The organism is Enorma burkinafasonensis, assembly GCF_902150035.1.
Classification (GTDB): domain Bacteria; phylum Actinomycetota; class Coriobacteriia; order Coriobacteriales; family Coriobacteriaceae; genus Enorma; species Enorma burkinafasonensis.
In genome coordinates, this window is sequence record NZ_LR597527.1 from 1 (window position 1) to 15659 (window position 15659).

At 68.7% G+C, this 15659-nt stretch carries 12 protein-coding genes and 1 tRNA gene; all 13 read right to left on the reverse strand.

Annotated features, from left to right (window positions below; genetic code table 11):
• Positions 1-506: 506 nt before the first annotated feature.
• Entirely contained in the window at positions 507-1316 is an 810-nt protein-coding gene (locus FS885_RS09260) for a formate/nitrite transporter family protein (RefSeq protein WP_144744778.1), read from the reverse strand.
• Between the two features lie 38 nt (positions 1317-1354).
• Positions 1355-1921 (reverse strand): GTP cyclohydrolase I FolE, encoded by a 567-nt coding sequence (gene folE, locus FS885_RS09265; RefSeq protein WP_144744779.1) that lies wholly within the window; start codon positions 1919-1921, stop codon positions 1355-1357.
• Positions 1908-2783 (reverse strand): bifunctional 5,10-methylenetetrahydrofolate dehydrogenase/5,10-methenyltetrahydrofolate cyclohydrolase, encoded by an 876-nt coding sequence (locus tag FS885_RS09270; protein WP_144744780.1) that lies wholly within the window; start codon positions 2781-2783, stop codon positions 1908-1910. The genes folE and FS885_RS09270 overlap by 14 nt, the downstream gene beginning before the upstream one ends.
• A gap of 3 nt (positions 2784-2786) precedes the next feature.
• Positions 2787-3428 carry a cyclodeaminase/cyclohydrolase family protein gene (locus FS885_RS09275; RefSeq protein ID WP_144744781.1) on the reverse strand — a complete coding sequence of 214 codons (642 nt, stop codon included), beginning with the start codon at positions 3426-3428 and terminating at the stop codon, positions 2787-2789.
• A 105-nt stretch (positions 3429-3533) separates the two neighbouring features.
• Positions 3534-5207, reverse strand: a complete 1674-nt coding sequence (locus FS885_RS09280) for a formate--tetrahydrofolate ligase (RefSeq protein WP_144744782.1) — start codon at positions 5205-5207, stop codon at positions 3534-3536.
• Between the two features lie 250 nt (positions 5208-5457).
• Entirely contained in the window at positions 5458-8160 is a 2703-nt protein-coding gene (locus tag FS885_RS09285) for a valine--tRNA ligase (protein WP_144744788.1), read from the reverse strand.
• Between the two features lie 123 nt (positions 8161-8283).
• Positions 8284-9423 carry a hypothetical protein gene (locus tag FS885_RS09290; RefSeq protein ID WP_144744783.1) on the reverse strand — a complete coding sequence of 380 codons (1140 nt, stop codon included), beginning with the start codon at positions 9421-9423 and terminating at the stop codon, positions 8284-8286.
• 48 nt (positions 9424-9471) lie between these two features.
• Entirely contained in the window at positions 9472-10842 is a 1371-nt protein-coding gene (locus FS885_RS09295; protein ID WP_144744784.1) for a chloride channel protein, read from the reverse strand.
• A 10-nt stretch (positions 10843-10852) separates the two neighbouring features.
• Entirely contained in the window at positions 10853-11641 is a 789-nt protein-coding gene (locus FS885_RS09300; RefSeq protein ID WP_144744785.1) for a sulfite exporter TauE/SafE family protein, read from the reverse strand.
• Positions 11642-11759: 118 nt separating this feature from the next.
• Complete coding sequence (clpX, locus tag FS885_RS09305) at positions 11760-13148, reverse strand: ATP-dependent Clp protease ATP-binding subunit ClpX (protein ID WP_186365845.1); 1389 nt, start codon at positions 13146-13148, stop codon at positions 11760-11762.
• Positions 13149-13195: 47 nt separating this feature from the next.
• Positions 13196-13819 carry an ATP-dependent Clp protease proteolytic subunit gene (locus tag FS885_RS09310; RefSeq protein WP_144744786.1) on the reverse strand — a complete coding sequence of 208 codons (624 nt, stop codon included), beginning with the start codon at positions 13817-13819 and terminating at the stop codon, positions 13196-13198.
• Between the two features lie 133 nt (positions 13820-13952).
• Entirely contained in the window at positions 13953-15251 is a 1299-nt protein-coding gene (tig, locus tag FS885_RS09315) for a trigger factor (protein WP_144744787.1), read from the reverse strand.
• A 112-nt stretch (positions 15252-15363) separates the two neighbouring features.
• Positions 15364-15447, reverse strand: a tRNA-Leu gene (locus FS885_RS09320).
• Between the last annotated feature and the right edge of the window lie 212 nt (positions 15448-15659).

A 15659-nucleotide genomic window follows, 5' to 3' on the forward strand; every position in this document is an offset into this window, starting at 1 on the left:
GCTGCTGGACGCCTACGGCGTGGAGGACGTGCCGCTCGGCGATCTCGACCTGACGCCGGGGCTCATCGAGAGGGCGCGCGCAGAGAGGGGCGATGCCCCGCTGGCCTAGCCTAGGAGAAAAACGGAATAGACGGACCGACCGTCCGGCTGAGTCTGGGAAGAGGTGCCGGGCGGCGGGCGGAGCATGGCCACCGGACCCATCGAAACACATCTCCACCATTCCTTCAACTGGGAAAATGCCGCCCCCGGGGCCCGGATAGGACCTCGGGGGCGTTCGGTTAACTGCGGGAGCGTGCCGTCAGCTCAATGTGTTCGGTTGGGATCGGAAATCAACCCTTTGAATCATTCGTTGAGGGGTCGTCGAAACGCGCGACATACGAGGTACACAGCGGTTTTTCCATACCCCCTACCCGCTTCTTGCCCGGAGCGAGACGGCGAGGCAAAGGGCACGGGCCGCATTCGATGGCTGGACGGGCGATCCGGTCCTATACGGATCGCATCCGATGCTATGCGTCCCGGCGGGCGTACGCGTACCAGTAGAGCGCCCCGATAAGCACGCCGCCCACGATATTGCCGGCCGTCACGACCACGAGGTTCGCGGCCACGCCTCCAAGGCCCAGCGCGCCTGCGCCGGCGACCCCAGCTGCCTGGGCGATGAGCCCGAGCGGCAGGAAGAAGAGGTTCGCGATGCTGTGCTCGAACCCGAGGGCGACGAACGCCGTGACGGGCAGGATCGCCGCCGCGAGCTTGTCGGTGACGGTCTGCCCGGAGAAGCCCATCCAGACGGCAAGGCAGACGAGCATGTTGCAGAGGACGGCCTTGGTGAAGGCCGCAAGGGGCGCGAGGGACGCCTTGGAGAGCGCCACGCTCACCGCCGCAGCCCCCACGGCGCCGCTGCCGGCATCGAAGAAGCCGGAGAGCCAAAGCAGGCAGGCGACAGAGACGGCGCCCACGGCGTTGCCGGCGTAGACCGCGCACCAGTTGCGCAGCACCCGGTCCGCACCGTAGCGACCGGAGAGCAGCCCGCACACCATGAGGCAGTTGCCGGTGAAGAGCTCGGCCCCCGCGACGAGCACGAGAAAGAGGCCGAGGCAGAACACCAGGCCGCCGAGCACCTGTGACGCCGCGAAGGGCAGCGACGCGTCGGCGCGCACGACGAGCATGAACGCCCCGCCGAGGGCGATGAAGGCGCCGGCAAGCACCGCCAGCGCGAACGTGCGGCCGAGCGGGAGCGCGGCCTTCGCGAACCCCGCCTCCTCGGCCCTGCCCTCGATCTCGGCCGGAGCGAGCAGCGGCCGCATCCCATTGTGACCCATGACCTTCCCCCCTTGGTCCCGCGGTCCCTATCTGCGCCTTACAGCCCGAGCAGGCGCAAAGCCTCCTCGCGTGTCCTGATGTCGCTGCGGAACACGCCGCGCACGGCCGAGGTCATGGTGACCGCGCCCGCGCTCTTGACACCGCGCATCGTCATGCACATGTGCTCGGCCTCGAGCACCACGAGCACACCCTGCGGGTCGAGCTCGGCCATCATGGCGTCGGCGATCTGTGCCGTCAGGCGCTCCTGCAGCTGGAGCCTCCGCGCGTAGCCGTTAACGCAGCGCCCGATCTTCGAGAGGCCGGTGATGCGGCCAGCGCGCGGGATGTAGGCGACGTGCGCCTTGCCCGTGAAGGGCAGGATATGGTGCTCGCACAGCGACGAGAACGGGATGTCACGGACGATCACCATCTCCTCGTTGTCGCTTTCCTTGAACTGCTTGCGCAGGTGGTGGGCCGGGTCCTCGTCGTAGCCGCCGAGGACCTCCTGGGCGGCGCGGGCGACGCGGTCGGGCGTCTCGAGGAGGCCGGGACGGTCCGGGTCCTCCCCCACCGCCAACAGAAACTCCCTGATCGCCGCCATGGCGCGCGGTTTATCGACTGCCATCGTCATCCTTTCGCATGGATCGTTCGCACGCCTCGACGACGTGCGCCATGAGCACCGCGGTGGTCACGGAGCCCACGCCGCCGGGTACCGGGGTGATCGCCGCCACGATGGGCTCCACCTCGTCGAAGGCGACGTCGCCCACGAGCCTGCCCTGGGCGTCGTCCCAGTTGATACCCACGTCGACCACCGTCTGGCCAGGCGCCACAGCGTCGGCGCCAACCGTACCCGCATGCCCGCAGGCGACGACGAGCACCTCGGCCGCGCGGCAGGCGGCGGCGAGGTCGCGCGTGCGGGTGTGGCAGGTCGTGACCGTGGCATCACGGGCGATAAGCATTTGCGCGACCGGCCTGCCGATCACGAGCGAGCGCCCGACGACCGTCACGCGCGCGCCGGAAAGCGGGGTGCCCGAGCGCTCCAGGAGCTCGATGACCGCCTCGGCCGTGCACGGCGGAAACCCAACCGGGCGGTCGGCGAAGACGCCGTAGAGCGCGCCCGGCGTGATGCCGTCGACGTCCTTGGCGGGGTCGAGGGCGGCGCAGGCGGCGTCCTCGTCGAGATGCGCGGGCAGCGGCCTGAAGAGCAGGCAGCCGTGGACGGCAGAGTCGCCGTTCACCGCCTCGATCACGGCCATGAGGTCGGCCTGCGCGCAGTCGGCGGGAAGCACGTGCCGCTCGACCTCGACGCCCACCTTCTCGGCCCGCTTCAGGGCACCGCGCTCGTAGGCGAGGTCGTCCTCGCGCTCGCCCACGCGAACGAGGGCGAGCCGGGGAGCCGCGCCGCGCGCCTTGAGGGCGTCCACGCGACGCGAGAGCTCCTCGGTGATCCGGGCGGCGACCGGCGCGCCGCGCAGCAGCTCCGCCACGGCTCACGCCCTCCCGCGGATGCGGGCGCCCACGCGGCGCGCGAGCGTGTCGGCACGGGGCACGTAGGTGTCGAGCAGGCGGTCGCACTCGTCGTTGATGTCGGATGCGTGCTCGGCATCGCTCATCATGTTCGTGTTCACGAACACGTTGAGGCTCGCCGCCGTGAGCGCAGCCGAGGCGAGCGCCGCGCCGCACCCCACGTCCGAGATGAGCAGGCGCGTCGAATAGGTCTCCATCTCCTCAAGGAGCTCGACCGAGCGGGCGACCGTGCGCATGGTCTCGATGGGGACGAAGGCCGCCTGCGTCGCGGCTGCCTCGATGAGCTGGCCGCGGAGCGGATCGTCCTTGGGGAAGGCGTAGGCGTGCGAGAAGGCGGCGAACGCGTCGGCATCCGTATCGATGAGCCCGACGAGCTTCACGCGAATCGCCTCCGCCTCGTCGATGACCCGCCGGATGTCGTCCTCGACCTCCGCGCGCGACGGCTTGCCCGCCGAGAAGCGCGCCGCCATGGAGCAGAGCGCGACCCCGAGCGCGCCCGCGAGCCCCCCCGCGCCGCCGCCGCCGGGCGTCGAGGTCCGCGCCGCGAGGGCACAGGCGAACTCCCCGCAGGAGAGGCTCGAGGGTTTGGGGATTCTCTCGTCCAAGATGCTCCTCGTTTCCAGCGCATCCGTATGCGCGAAGGCACGCCCCGCCCGCCGGCGCCGCGCGATGCGCGTGCGGCCGGGCGCTGCGGGGCGCGTTCGGTCAGGTTAGAACAGGCCCGTGATCTTGCCGTCGGCGGTGACGTCGATCTTCTCGGCGGCGGGGACCTTGGGCAGGCCCGGCATCGTCATGATGTCGCCGGTGAGCGCCACGACGAACCCGGCACCGGCCGACACGCGGAGGTTGCGCACGGTGATGCGGAAGCCCTCGGGGGCGCCCAACTTGTGCTGGTCGTCCGTGAAGGAATACTGGGTCTTGGCGACGCACACAGGCAGGTTGCCGAAGCCGTTCTCCTTGAGCTGGGCGAGCTGCCGCTTGGCCGCGGGCGTGTAGTCCACGCCGTCCGCATGGTAGACCTTGGTCGCGATGGCCTCGAGCGCCTCGTCGATGGGTGTGCCGGTCTCATAGGAGAACCGGAAGTCGTGCGGCTCCTCACACAGGCGCATGACCTCCTGCGCGAGCGCCTCGCCGCCCTCGCCGCCCTTGGCCCAGACCTCGGAGAGCGCGACGTTCACGCCGAGCTCGCGGCACTTGCGCTCGACGAGCTCGAGCTCGGAGGCGGTGTCCGTCGGGAAGGCATTGATGGCCACGACGCAGGGCAGGCCGTAGACGTCCTTGATGTTCGAGACGTGGCGCAGAAGGTTCGGCAGACCCGCCTCGAGCGCCTCGAGGTTCTCGCTCGTGAGCTCGGCCTTGGGCACGCCGCCGTTGTACTTGAGCGCGCGCACGGTCGCGACCACGACCACGGCATCCGGGTCGAGGTCCGCGTAGCGGCACTTGATGTCGAGGAACTTCTCGGCACCCAGGTCGGCACCGAAGCCGGCCTCGGTCACGACGTACTCGCCGAGCTTGAGGGCGCACTCGGTGGCCTGCACGGAGTTGCAGCCGTGCGCGATGTTGGCGAAGGGCCCGCCGTGCACGAACGCGGGGGTGTGCTCGAGCGTCTGCACCAGGTTGGGCTTGATGGCGTCCTTCAAGAGCGCCGCCATGGCGCCCTCGGCATGGAGGTCGGAGGCGGTGACGGGCTTGCCGGCGTAGGTGTAGGCCACGACCATGCGGCCCAGGCGCGCCTTCAGGTCCATGAGGTCGGCGGCGAGGCAGAACGCGGCCATGACCTCGGAGGCGACGGTGATGTCGAAGCCGTCCTCGCGGGGCACGCCCTGGGCCTTGCCGCCCAGACCGTCCACGATATGGCGGAGCTGGCGGTCGTTCATGTCGACGGCGCGCTTCCAGACGACCTGCTTGGGATCGATGCCGAGGGCGTTGCCCTGCTGGATGTGGTTGTCGAGCATCGCGGCGAGCAGGTTGTTGGCCGCGCCGATCGCGTGGAAGTCACCGGTGAAGTGCAGGTTGATGTCCTCCATGGGCACGACCTGCGCGTAGCCGCCGCCCGCGGCGCCGCCCTTCACGCCGAACACGGGGCCGAGCGAGGGCTCGCGGAGCGCGAGCACGGCCTTCTTGCCCAGGCGCGAGAGCGCGTCGGCGAGGCCGACCGAGGTGGTGGTCTTGCCCTCGCCCGCCGGCGTGGGGTTGATGGCGGTCACGAGCACGAGCTTGGCCTTGCGGGGCAGGTCCTTGAGCGCATGGATGTCGACCTTGGCCTTGTACGTGCCGTAGTGCTCGAGCTGCTCGTCGGAAAGGCCCACGCGCTCGGCGATCCTGGAGATGGGCAGCATCTCCGCTTCCTGGGCGATCTCGATATCGGTCTTGTACTCCGCCATATGCACTCCCCTCATCGCTGTGGCATGGCCCATCCATCGTAGCGCGTGGGCACGCGTTTCTCCTCGGCAATCGAGAGGGATTCGGCCCGGCGAGGTGAAACGGGCCGCACGCGGGCGCCTATCCATACAATCCGCATGAACGCCGGCGTCCGCCCGCGCGGACCCTCATGAAGCGGCGGTGACGCGCACCGCACGCCACCGCCATCAGGACCCACTGTCGGGGTTCTCCCGCCCCGTATGCGCGCGGCCCCTACGCGAGGTCCGCGAGCTGGCCCGCGAGCGAATCCAGACGGGCGCGCAGTTCGTCTGCGCGCTCGCGCTTCTTCGCCACGACCTCGGGGGCCGCCTTGGCGATGAAGCCCTCGTTGGCGAGCGTGCGCTCGGCGGCGGCGAGCTCCTTCTCGTCCTTGGCGATCTCCTTCTCGATGCGGGCGCGCTCGGCGGCGAAGTCCACGAAATCGCCTACGACCACGAAGGCGTCGAAATCGGGGCCGGCAAGCGCGATCGAACCCTCGGGCTTGTCGAGCGCATCCGCATGCGTGATGGCAAGCGAGCGAACGTTGGCGAAGCTCGCGATGAAGTCGCGCATGCCCTCGATGGCCCGCGCGGCGCCCTCGCTGTGCGCAAGGATGGCGACATCGAGCCCTTCCTTGGGCGAGATGCGGTAGCGGGCGCGGGTGGAGCGCACGTCGGTCACGACGGCGCGGGCGAGCTCGAAGGCGCGCTCGCCGTCCTCGTCGATATAGCGCTCGAAGGCGGCGGGCTCGGGCCAGGCGGCGACCATGAGCGCCTCGGCGCGGCGGGTCTCCCCCGTCTCCGCGTCGACGTCGAGCCAGCTTTCGGGCATGGCGTCCCAGATGGCCTCGGTCACGAACGGCATGAGCGGGTGCATGAGGCGCAGGCTCGTGTCGAGCACGAAGATGAGGTTGCGCTGGGCCTGGAGGCGCGCGCCGTCCTCGCGCAGGCGGGTCTTAGTGACCTCGACGTACCAGTCGCAGACCTCGTTCCAGAAAAAGGTCTGGATGCTGCGTGCCGCGTCGCCGAACGTGTAGCCCTCGATGCCCTCGGTGACGCCCTTAACCATCTTGGCGAGGCGGCTCATCATCCACGCGTCGGCCGGCGTCTCGACGCGCGGCTCGCCGGGCGTGTAGCCCTCCATGTTCATGAGGAGGAAGCGGCTCGCGTTCCAGATCTTGGTCACGAAGGCGCGCGCCTGCTCGGTGCGCGGGCTCCCCTTGAACTCATGCGTCTTCTTGTCGATGTCGGCATCGAACTTGACGTCCTGGTTGTTGGTGAAGAGCGACAGCAAGTTGAAGCGCATGGCGTCGGCGCCGTACATGTCGATGAGGTCCATGGGGTCCACGCCGTTGCCCTTCGACTTGGACATGCGGCTGCCGTCCTTGGCGAGGATCGTCGGGTAGATGACAACGTCGCGGAACGGCACCTCGTCCAGGAAGTACAGCGAGCTCATGATCATGCGGGCGACCCACAGCGCGATGATGTCGCGCGCCGTGACGAGCGCCGTGGTGGGATGGTGCCCCTCGAGCTGCTCGGGATGCTGCGGCCAGCCCTGCGTGGCGAAGGTCCACAGCTGCGAGCTGAACCAGGTGTCGAGGACGTTGTCATCCTGGTGGACGTGGGTGGAGCCGCAGACGGGGCACACGTGCGCGTCCTCCATGAGCGCGTCCCCCCAGCCGCAGTCCTCGCAGTAGAAGACCGGGATGCGGTGGCCCCACCACAGCTGGCGCGAGATGCACCAGTCCTTGAGGTTCTCCATCCAGGTGAGGTAGGACTGCTTCCAGCGCTCGGCGTTGAAGCGGATGGCACCCGAGGTGACGGCCTCGGTCGCCGGCCCCTTGAGCTTGTCGACGGCGACGAACCACTGCTCGGAGAGCCAGGGCTCGAGCGTGTTGTCGCAGCGGTAGCAGTGCATGACGGAGTGGTCGTGGTCCTCGATATGGTCGAGCAGGCCGTGCTCCTCGAACCAGGCGACGACCTTCTCGCGGCACTCGTCGCGGGTGAGCCCACTGAACTCGCCGTAGCCCTCGACCACGACGGCGTGCTCGTCGAAGATGTTCACCTGCGGCAGGTCGTGGGCCTGGCCCATGGCGTAGTCGTTGGGGTCGTGCGCGGGCGTGACCTTCACGAAGCCCGAGCCGAAGCCCGCGTCGACATGCCAGTCGGCGAAGATGGGGATCTCGCGGTCGACGATGGGGAGCCTGACGGTCTTGCCGACGAAGGCGGCCTTCTCGGGATCCTTCGGCGAGACGGCCACGCCCGTGTCGCCGAGCATGGTCTCGGGGCGCGTCGTCGCGACCACGATGTAGTCCTGGCCGTTCACGGGCTCGGTGAGCGGGTAGCGCAGGTGCCAGAGGTGGCCGTGCTCCTCCTTGTACTCCGCCTCGTCGTCCGAGATCGCGGTGGTGCAGCTGGGGCACCAGTTCACGATGCGCTTGCCGCGGTAGATGAGGCCGGCATGGTACCAGTCGCAGAAGACGCGGCGCACGGCCTCGGCGTACTCGGCGTCCATGGTGAAGCGCTCGTCGTCGAAATCGACCGAGCAGCCCATGCGGCGGATCTGGTTCTGGATGATGCCGCCGTACTCGTGCGTCCAGTCCCAGCAGGCGTCGATGAAGGCCTCGCGGCCCATCTCCAGGCGGTTTCTGCCCTCGCTTTTAAGCTTCTTGTCGACCTTGGTCTGGGTGGCGATGCCGGCGTGGTCGGTGCCGAGGATCCAACGCGTGGAGCGGCCGCGCATGCGGGCCTCGCGCACGATGGCGTCCTGGATCGAGTCGTCGAGCGCGTGGCCCATGTGGAGCATGCCCGTGACGTTCGGCGGCGGGATCACGACGGTGCAGTCGCCCACGCCGGGACGACGCTGGTAGTAGCCGCCATCGAGCCACTTCTGGAGGATCTGGGGCTCGGTAGACGCCGGATCGTAGGTCTTTGGCATCTCTTCCACGTGTGCCACCTTCCGCTGGGATGTTCGAGCCGGGGCCGTGCCCGGCGTTTACGTGCACTGATTCAAGAGGATAGCATAGAGGGGTCGGCACCCGCCCGCGAACGGGCGGCGTCGCTAGCCCTTCACCTGGGGCAGCCCGATGGTCACGCGCGAGCCCGCGCCCTCGAGCACAAGGCCCTCGCACGCGGCGGGGACGAGCGCCCCGCTCCCCTGGCGCAGGATGCGCCGCGCGCCGTCGCGCGTGACGAGCGCCGTGTCGCCGTCGACGGCGACGAGCACGCGGTGGCCGTCGAACGCGGGCAGCTCATAGGCGCCGGTGAGGTCGACCGCCTGGACCTCGAAGCCCTCGGCCCGGTCGGGCCCGATGAGCGCGCGCAGGCGGTACTCCCCCGTCTGCTCGAGCAGGCGCGGCACCATGACGCAGCGCTCGCGGATGGCCGCGTCGTCGTAGGTGGTGTAGTCGAAGAGCGCCAGGCCCTCGTCCGCCGAGAGGCCATGGAAGAGCTCGGCGTCATCGATGCGCTGGCCGCCGATCACGCGCTCGGCGCGGATGGTCACGTCGTTGCACTCGTGGTACTCGACGAACAGGCAGCCGGGCCCCATGCAGTGCGGCATGCCCGCGGGGATGAGGATCTCGTCGCCCTCGCGGACCCGGATCATGTGCAGGCACCCGACCATGGCGTCGATATCCTGGCGCTCGAAGAGCTCGCGCCACAGCTCGGGCGTGACATGGGGCTTGAAGCCCGCGTAGACGTAGCGCTCGTCCACGCCGCCGCGGAGCCGCGCGATGTACCAGGCCTCGGCCTTGCCGCGCGCCATGCCGAAGTAGCGCCGGGCGTTCTCGTCGGTGAGGTGGCACTGCATGACGATGCGCACCGTGGTGTCGCCGGCGCGCACGAGCACGGCGAGCTGCCCGGGGTTGAACGCCTGGAAGCGCGGGCCCAGAATCTCGTCCGGGTAGGCGGCGATGAGCTCGTCGAGCGGCACCCCGCCCTGCTCGGGGATGGTGCGGCTCACGCCGTAGCCCGCCGGCTTGCCCGCCCGGATCGCGCCGTCGGAGGTCACGAGCAGCTCCTCGCAGGCATGGCTGTCCTCGACGGGCGGCATGCCGCGCCATTCGTTGAGGAGCCTGCCGCCCGTGTAGAACCGCTCGACGCGGTTGTCCTGGAAGAGCAGCGGCTGGGTGGTGAGGGCGCGGTCGATCTCCATGGTGGGCCTCTCGGTGGTCTCGGTGGCGGATATCCCTGCCAGCATCATACGCCATGCGCGCCGCGCGCACGAGGCGCACACCGTCGGCCCACGTCAGCGGTGGTCGTCCTCGTCCGCGCGCTCGAGCTCGGACCCGTGCCGCTCGATCGCCGCCTCGACCGTGTCGCCCTGGTCCTCGCCGAGCGAGCGCCACTTGGGCGTGACGATGCGCTGCGCGGGGTACACGCCGCGGTGCCCCGCCACGATGTAGCCCACGAACGAGACGATGACGTAGTAGGGCGCCGCGTACCCGCCGAAGAGGTCGACCCCGAGCATGATCGTGGTGATGGGCACGTTGAGCGCCGAGCCGAAGATCCCGATGAGCCCGAGGCCCGCCATGAAGGACGGCTGCGCGCCGAGCACCTGGCCCAGCCAGCCGCCGAGCGCCGCGCCGATGCCGAACAGCGGCGTCACCTCACCGCCCTGGAAGCCCGCCCCGAGCGTGAGCGCCGTCACGACGAGCTTGACCGCGGCGTCGAGGGGCGTGGTCTCCCCCGCAAACCCGGCTTCGATGAGCCAGGAGGAGAGCCCCGCGTACCGGTAGAGCCCGAAGGCCACGTAGACGAGGAGAAGCGCGAGCGCGCCCGCGAGGGCGGCGGTGAGGTAGCCGGTGATGCGGCTGCTGTAGAAGCGCCGCACCGCGCGGATGGCGGCCGAGAAGAGCCGCGCCGCGATACCGCACGCGAGCCCGACGATGACGGCGTACACGATGCCGCGCGCGTCGAGCTCGGGGATGAGGCCGATGGGATAGGCCTCGCGCGGCGCCCCGAGCGCCGTCGCGACGAGGTCGCCCGCAAACGAGGCGACGAGGCAGTAGATGCCCGCGCCGTAGTGGAGCTTGCCGATGTAGCACATCTCCATGCCGAAGAACGCGCCCGCGAGCGGCGTGCCGAACACCCCGCCGAACGCGGCGGAGATGCCGGCCATCATGAGGTCCTGGTCGTCATGCGGCTCGAGCCTGCAGAGCTTCGAGACCACGTCGGCGATGGTGCCGCCGATCTGGACCGCCGTGCCCTCGCGTCCCGCCGAGCCGCCCGCGAGGTGCGTCGCGACCGAGCACACGAACGTGAACGGCGCCATGACCCACGGGATGCGCCTCCCGGTGACGGCGGAATCGATGACGAGGTTGTTGCCGCGCGCGGCCTCGCCGCCGTAGGTGCGGTAGAGCCACGCCGTGAAGACCCCCACGGCGGGGAGCAGCGCGAACGAGGCGAGATGCTCCGCGCGAAACGCCGTGACGGCGTCGAGGCACGTGAGGAAGAGCCAGGCCACCGCCCCCATCGAGACCGAGACGATGACGACGAGCGCCATGAGCCGCGCGCTCTCGCCCACGTTGCGCAGGCTCCGCCGGGCGTCCATGGACACCATGCGCCGCTGGTCCTTGAGCGGGATCTCGGGGTGAATCTTGCGTCTCTCGTGCTCCATCGCGCGTCGCCTACAGGATGGTGTAGCGCGCGAAGTTGTACACGCAGATGAGCACGATGACGATCATGAGCCCGCTGAAGAGCTTGTCGACGTGCTGCTCGTCGATGCGCTTGTTGATGGAGCGGCCGCAGATGCCGCCCATGATGCCGCAGGCGATCATGCCGGCGATGAGCAGCGGGTTGATGCTCCCCAGATCGACGGTGGGCAGGCTCGTGACGGTGCTCGCCGCCTGCGAGCACAGGCTGATGAAGAGCGAGTTCTGCGCGGCGAGCTTGGTCGCCATGCTGAAGAAATAGAAGAGCACCACGAGGTTGATGGGGCCGCCGCCGATGCCCAGAAACGACGACATGACGCCGAGCGCGAACCCGATCACGAGGCAGGCGACGGTGCCGTCGACCTCAAGCGTCTTGATCTTGGGCTTGTTCAGGTTGTAGACGAGCGTGCCGAGCGTGATGATCCCGAGCGCGACCGCCTGGACCGCTCCGGCCATCTCGGGCGCTGCGAAAAGCCCTTCGACGATGTCGAACAGCTGCTTGCCCGCAAGACCGCCCACCGTGGCGCCGATCGCGAGCGGAAGCGTGTGCTTCGTGTCGATCGAGGTGGAACCCGAGAGGCGGTTGCGCAGCACCGAGTAGCACGTCATGGCGAGCACCGTGCAGCCCGAGAGGAAGTTGATGGTGCCGGGGGGCAGGGTTCCCGAGGCGTCGAGGACGGGCTTGATGATGACACCGCCGCCGATGCCGCAGATCGCGCCGATGATCGACGCGCCGAAGCTGATGATGAAGAACAGAACGTACATCGTGCCCCCTCAACGGGAATGGGATGGACCACGCGGGCCCATCCCATGGTAGCGCAATATCGCGGATGCATCCCGACGCGATGGGAGCGCATCCACATCTTGGAGCCGGGCGCAGACGCTAGGCGGCCTCGCGGCGGGGCTGCTCCTCGCCGCGCACGGAGGCGGCGGTCACGACCACGCGCGCGACCCCCTCCTCGCTCGGCAGATCGAACATAGTCTGCTGGAGCACGTCCTCGCAGATCGAGCGCAGGCCGCGCGCACCGGTCTTGCGGGCGAGCGCGAGCTTGGCGATCTCGTGGAGCGCCTCGGGCTCGAAGGCGAGGTCGGCGCCCTCGAGCTGGAACATGCGCCGGTACTGCTTGGCGATGGCGTTGCGCGGCTCGGTGAGGATGCGCACGAGGTCGTCCTCGTCGAGCGCCTGCGTGCGCGTGATGACCGGCGTGCGGCCGATGAACTCGGGGATCATGCCGAAGGAGTTGAGGTCCTGGGGCAGCACCTGGCGGAGCAGGTCGTTCTCGTCGGTCGAGGTGGGGCCGGCGATCTCGGAGTTGAAGCCCACGCCCTTGTTGCCCACGCGGTCGGCGACGATCTTGTCGAGCCCCACGAAGGCGCCGCCGCAGATGAACAGGATGTTCGTCGTGTCGATCTGCAGGAGCTCCTGCTGCGGGTGCTTGCGGCCGCCCTGGGGCGGGACGCTCGCCACGGTGCCCTCGAGGATCTTCAGGAGCGCCTGCTGGACGCCCTCGCCGGACACGTCGCGCGTGATGGAGAGGTTCTCGGCCTTGCGGGCGATCTTGTCGATCTCGTCGATGTAGATGATGCCCACCTGGGCGCGCTCGATGTCGCCATCGGCGGCGGTGATGAGCTTCAGGAGGATGTTCTCGACGTCCTCGCCCACGTAGCCCGCCTCGGTGAGCGCCGTGGCGTCGGCGATGGCGAAGGGCACCTCGAGGATGCGCGCGAGCGTCTGCGCGAGAAGCGTCTTGCCCGTGCCCGTGGGGCCGAGCAGAAGGATGTTCGACTTGGCGAGCTCGACGTCGGCGAGGTTGTCGACAGCGTGCTTGCCCGCCGGCTTCGCGGCGCGGCGGCCGTCGCTCTCGTCGTGGGCGCCCTCGGCGGCGCCGCCCTCGATCACGCGGCGGTAGTGGTTGTAGACCGCGACCGACATCGCGCGCTTGGCGTCCTCCTGGCCCATCACGTACTGCGAGAGCTCGTCGTAGATCTCGTGCGGGGTGGGCACGTGCGTGATGACCTGCCTGCTGCCCGCCTCCTCGGCATCATCTGCCGCCTCCTCGGGCTCGAGCTCGTAGCCCATGCTCGCGAGCATCTCGGGCGTGACGCCGGGGTTCGCGGCCATGAAGTCGTTCGCGAGCGACTCCTCGAGGATGTCGACGCAGGCCGCGACGCACTCGTCGCAGATGAACGTGTTGTTGGGACCCTTCACGAGCTTGCGGACCTGGCCCTGCTCCTTGCCGCAGAACGAGCAGCGGATGGTGCCGTCCATCATGTCGCCGTGGTAGGTGGGGGGCAGCTCCCCCCTGCCGCTGCCGGGCATCACGCGCCCGCCTTGGCGGCGTCGGAGCGCGAGGCGATGATGCGGTCCACGAGGCCGTACTCGAGCGCCTCGGTCGCGCGCATGTAGTGGTCGCGCTCGGTGTCGAGCTCGACCTTCTCGAACGGCTGGCCCGTCGCGTCGGCGAGGATCTGGTTGAGGTTGCGGCGGTTCTCCTTGATCTCCTGGGCCGCGATCTCGATCTCGGTCTGCTGGCCCTGGGCGCCGCCGCTCGGCTGGTGGATCATGACCATCGAGTTGGGCAGGCAGAAGCGCTTGCCCTTGGCGCCGTTCGCGAGCAGCACCGCGGCCATCGACGCGGCCATGCCGATGCAGATGGTCGAGACGTCGGGCTTGATGAAGTTCATGGTGTCCAGGATGGCGAGCCCGGAGTAGACCTCGCCGCCCGGCGAGTTGATGTAGAGCGAGATGTCCTTCTCGGCGTCCTGGCTCTCGAGGTGAAGCAGCTGCGCGACGACGAGGTTCGCCGTCACCGAGTTGATCTCCTCGCCCAGAAAGACGATGCGGTCGTTCAGGAGGCGCGAGTAGATGTCGTAGCTGCGCTCGCCGCGCGGCGTCTGCTCGATCACGTAGGGCACGAGCGCCGAATCGATCCTGTCGATCATGCGATTCCCTTCCATCGTTCCAAAAACGCGTACGGTGCCCGACCGCTCGGCCAGCCACCGTACGCTCAACCGGTTACCCGGTATCATACTCTACCCGTTTCGCGCGCATTCACACACGCGGGAGCGGCATCGCCTACTCGGCGTCATCCTCGGTCTTGGCGGTCTGATCGACCTCGGTGACCTGGGCGTTCTCCACGAGCCAATCGCACGCCTTGGAGCGGCGGATGGAGTCGCGCACGGCGGGCATGCGGCCCTCGGCGATGAAGCTCGCCTTGGAGGCCTCGGCATCCTCGACGCCGGCGTTCTCGAACTCCTTGTCAACATCCTCCTCGGTGACCTCGATCTCGAGGTGACGCGCGAGGGCGTCGAGGGCGAGGGACTCGCGGGCGACGTCGTCGGCCTGCTGGTGCAGGTCGGCGAGGAACTGCTCGGAGGTGATGCGGTTGGCCTGGAGCCACTGGTCGAGGCTCATGCCGCGCGCGGCGAGGTTCTGCAGGAAGGTCTGGCCGAGCTCCTTGAAGACGGTCTCGGCGTAGTCGGCGTCCATCTCCTCGAGCTCGAGGCGCTTCGCGAGCTCGGCGACGGCGCGGTTCTCCTTGAGACCGGGGAGCTGCGCGTTCTTGTCCTGCTCGATCTCGATCTTCACGGCGTCGCGCATGGCGGTGATGTCGTCGAAGCCGAAGGCGGTCTTGGCGAGCTCGTCGGTGAGCTCGGGCATGACGCGGGTCTTGAGGCTCGTGACGGTGACCTCGACGGTCTTCTCCTCAGCGCCCTCCTCCTCGGGCGTCCAGGAGATCTCCTTGGCCTCGTCCTTCTTCATGCCGCGGATGCCCTCATCGATGGCGGCGGGGACGCTGCCGGAGCCGACCATGACGTAGCGGCTCTCGGAGGCGAGGTCCTCGGCGCCCTTGACGTTTTGGATGGCGAGCGTCACGAAGTCGTCCTGCTCGATGCCGCGGTCCTCGACGTCCTCGAAGCGCGCCTGGTAGCCCAGGAGCATCTCGATCTGGGCGTCGATCTCGGACTCGGTGACCTCGGCGGGCGGCATCTCGATGGAGACAGCGTCGTAGCTCGAGAGCTCCGCGGCGGGACGCAGCTTGAAGGCGACGGTGTAGACGTAGTCCTCGTGGTCCTTGGCGAGCTCGATGTCCTGGTAGTCGCCGTCCTTGACGGGGACGATGTCGAGCTCGTTCAGCACGGCGGCCTCGTTGCCGGCGATGAGGGAGTTCGTCGCGTCGGCGTGGACGGCCTCGGCGCCGAGCGCGCTGTCGATGACCGGACGCGGAGCCTTGCCGGGGCGGAAGCCGGGGAAGCGATACTTCTTGGCGGCCTCGCGGTAGGCCTTCTTGATCGCGGCGTCGACGTCGGCCGCGGGGATGGTGACCGTGGCGGTGAGCTGCTGGTTTTCGACGTCAGAAGCGGTGATGTTCAACGTTCCTCCTCTTGCATGCCCGGCGAATCCTCGGGCGCCGGGTACCCCTTGTCCTTAGGTCGGCGGAAGCCCGAGCCGCGCCTGCGGGCGGGATGGGGCGACCGCGGTGCGATGGTGCGGGCGAAAGGACTCGAACCTTCACGGGAAGCCCACTGGAACCTAAATCCAGCGCGTCTACCAATTCCGCCACGCCCGCACAAGGCGCACAGTTCTAGCATGATAGCAGATAATCCCAGCGTGCCAACGCGGACGGCACATTCATCACCCAACCAACCCGCCGCCCTTGATTATCAACTTTATCCGAACACCTCCCACATTCATCCGCACATGTGCGGATGAATGTGGGAACCCGATACCCTGAGGGCCGGATCGGCCGGCCCCGGGAGATCGGAGGACGGCATGTCCGGA

What these genes read in the sequence shown, in the direction of transcription:
- FS885_RS09300 (WP_144744785.1), bottom strand. Translation starts at nt 11,641, where the DNA reads ATGTACGTTCTGTTCTTCATCATCAGCTTCGGCGCGTCGATCATCGGC.
- FS885_RS09290 (WP_144744783.1), bottom strand. Translation starts at nt 9,423, where the DNA reads ATGCTGGCAGGGATATCCGCCACCGAGACCACCGAGAGGCCCACCATG.
- FS885_RS09260 (WP_144744778.1), bottom strand. Translation starts at nt 1,316, where the DNA reads ATGGGTCACAATGGGATGCGGCCGCTGCTCGCTCCGGCCGAGATCGAG.
- FS885_RS09285 (WP_144744788.1), bottom strand. Translation starts at nt 8,160, where the DNA reads ATGCCAAAGACCTACGATCCGGCGTCTACCGAGCCCCAGATCCTCCAG.
- folE (WP_144744779.1), bottom strand. Translation starts at nt 1,921, where the DNA reads ATGGCAGTCGATAAACCGCGCGCCATGGCGGCGATCAGGGAGTTTCTG.
- clpX (WP_186365845.1), bottom strand. Translation starts at nt 13,148, where the DNA reads ATGATGGACGGCACCATCCGCTGCTCGTTCTGCGGCAAGGAGCAGGGC.
- FS885_RS09310 (WP_144744786.1), bottom strand. Translation starts at nt 13,819, where the DNA reads ATGATCGACAGGATCGATTCGGCGCTCGTGCCCTACGTGATCGAGCAG.
- FS885_RS09295 (WP_144744784.1), bottom strand. Translation starts at nt 10,842, where the DNA reads ATGGAGCACGAGAGACGCAAGATTCACCCCGAGATCCCGCTCAAGGAC.
- FS885_RS09280 (WP_144744782.1), bottom strand. Translation starts at nt 5,207, where the DNA reads ATGGCGGAGTACAAGACCGATATCGAGATCGCCCAGGAAGCGGAGATG.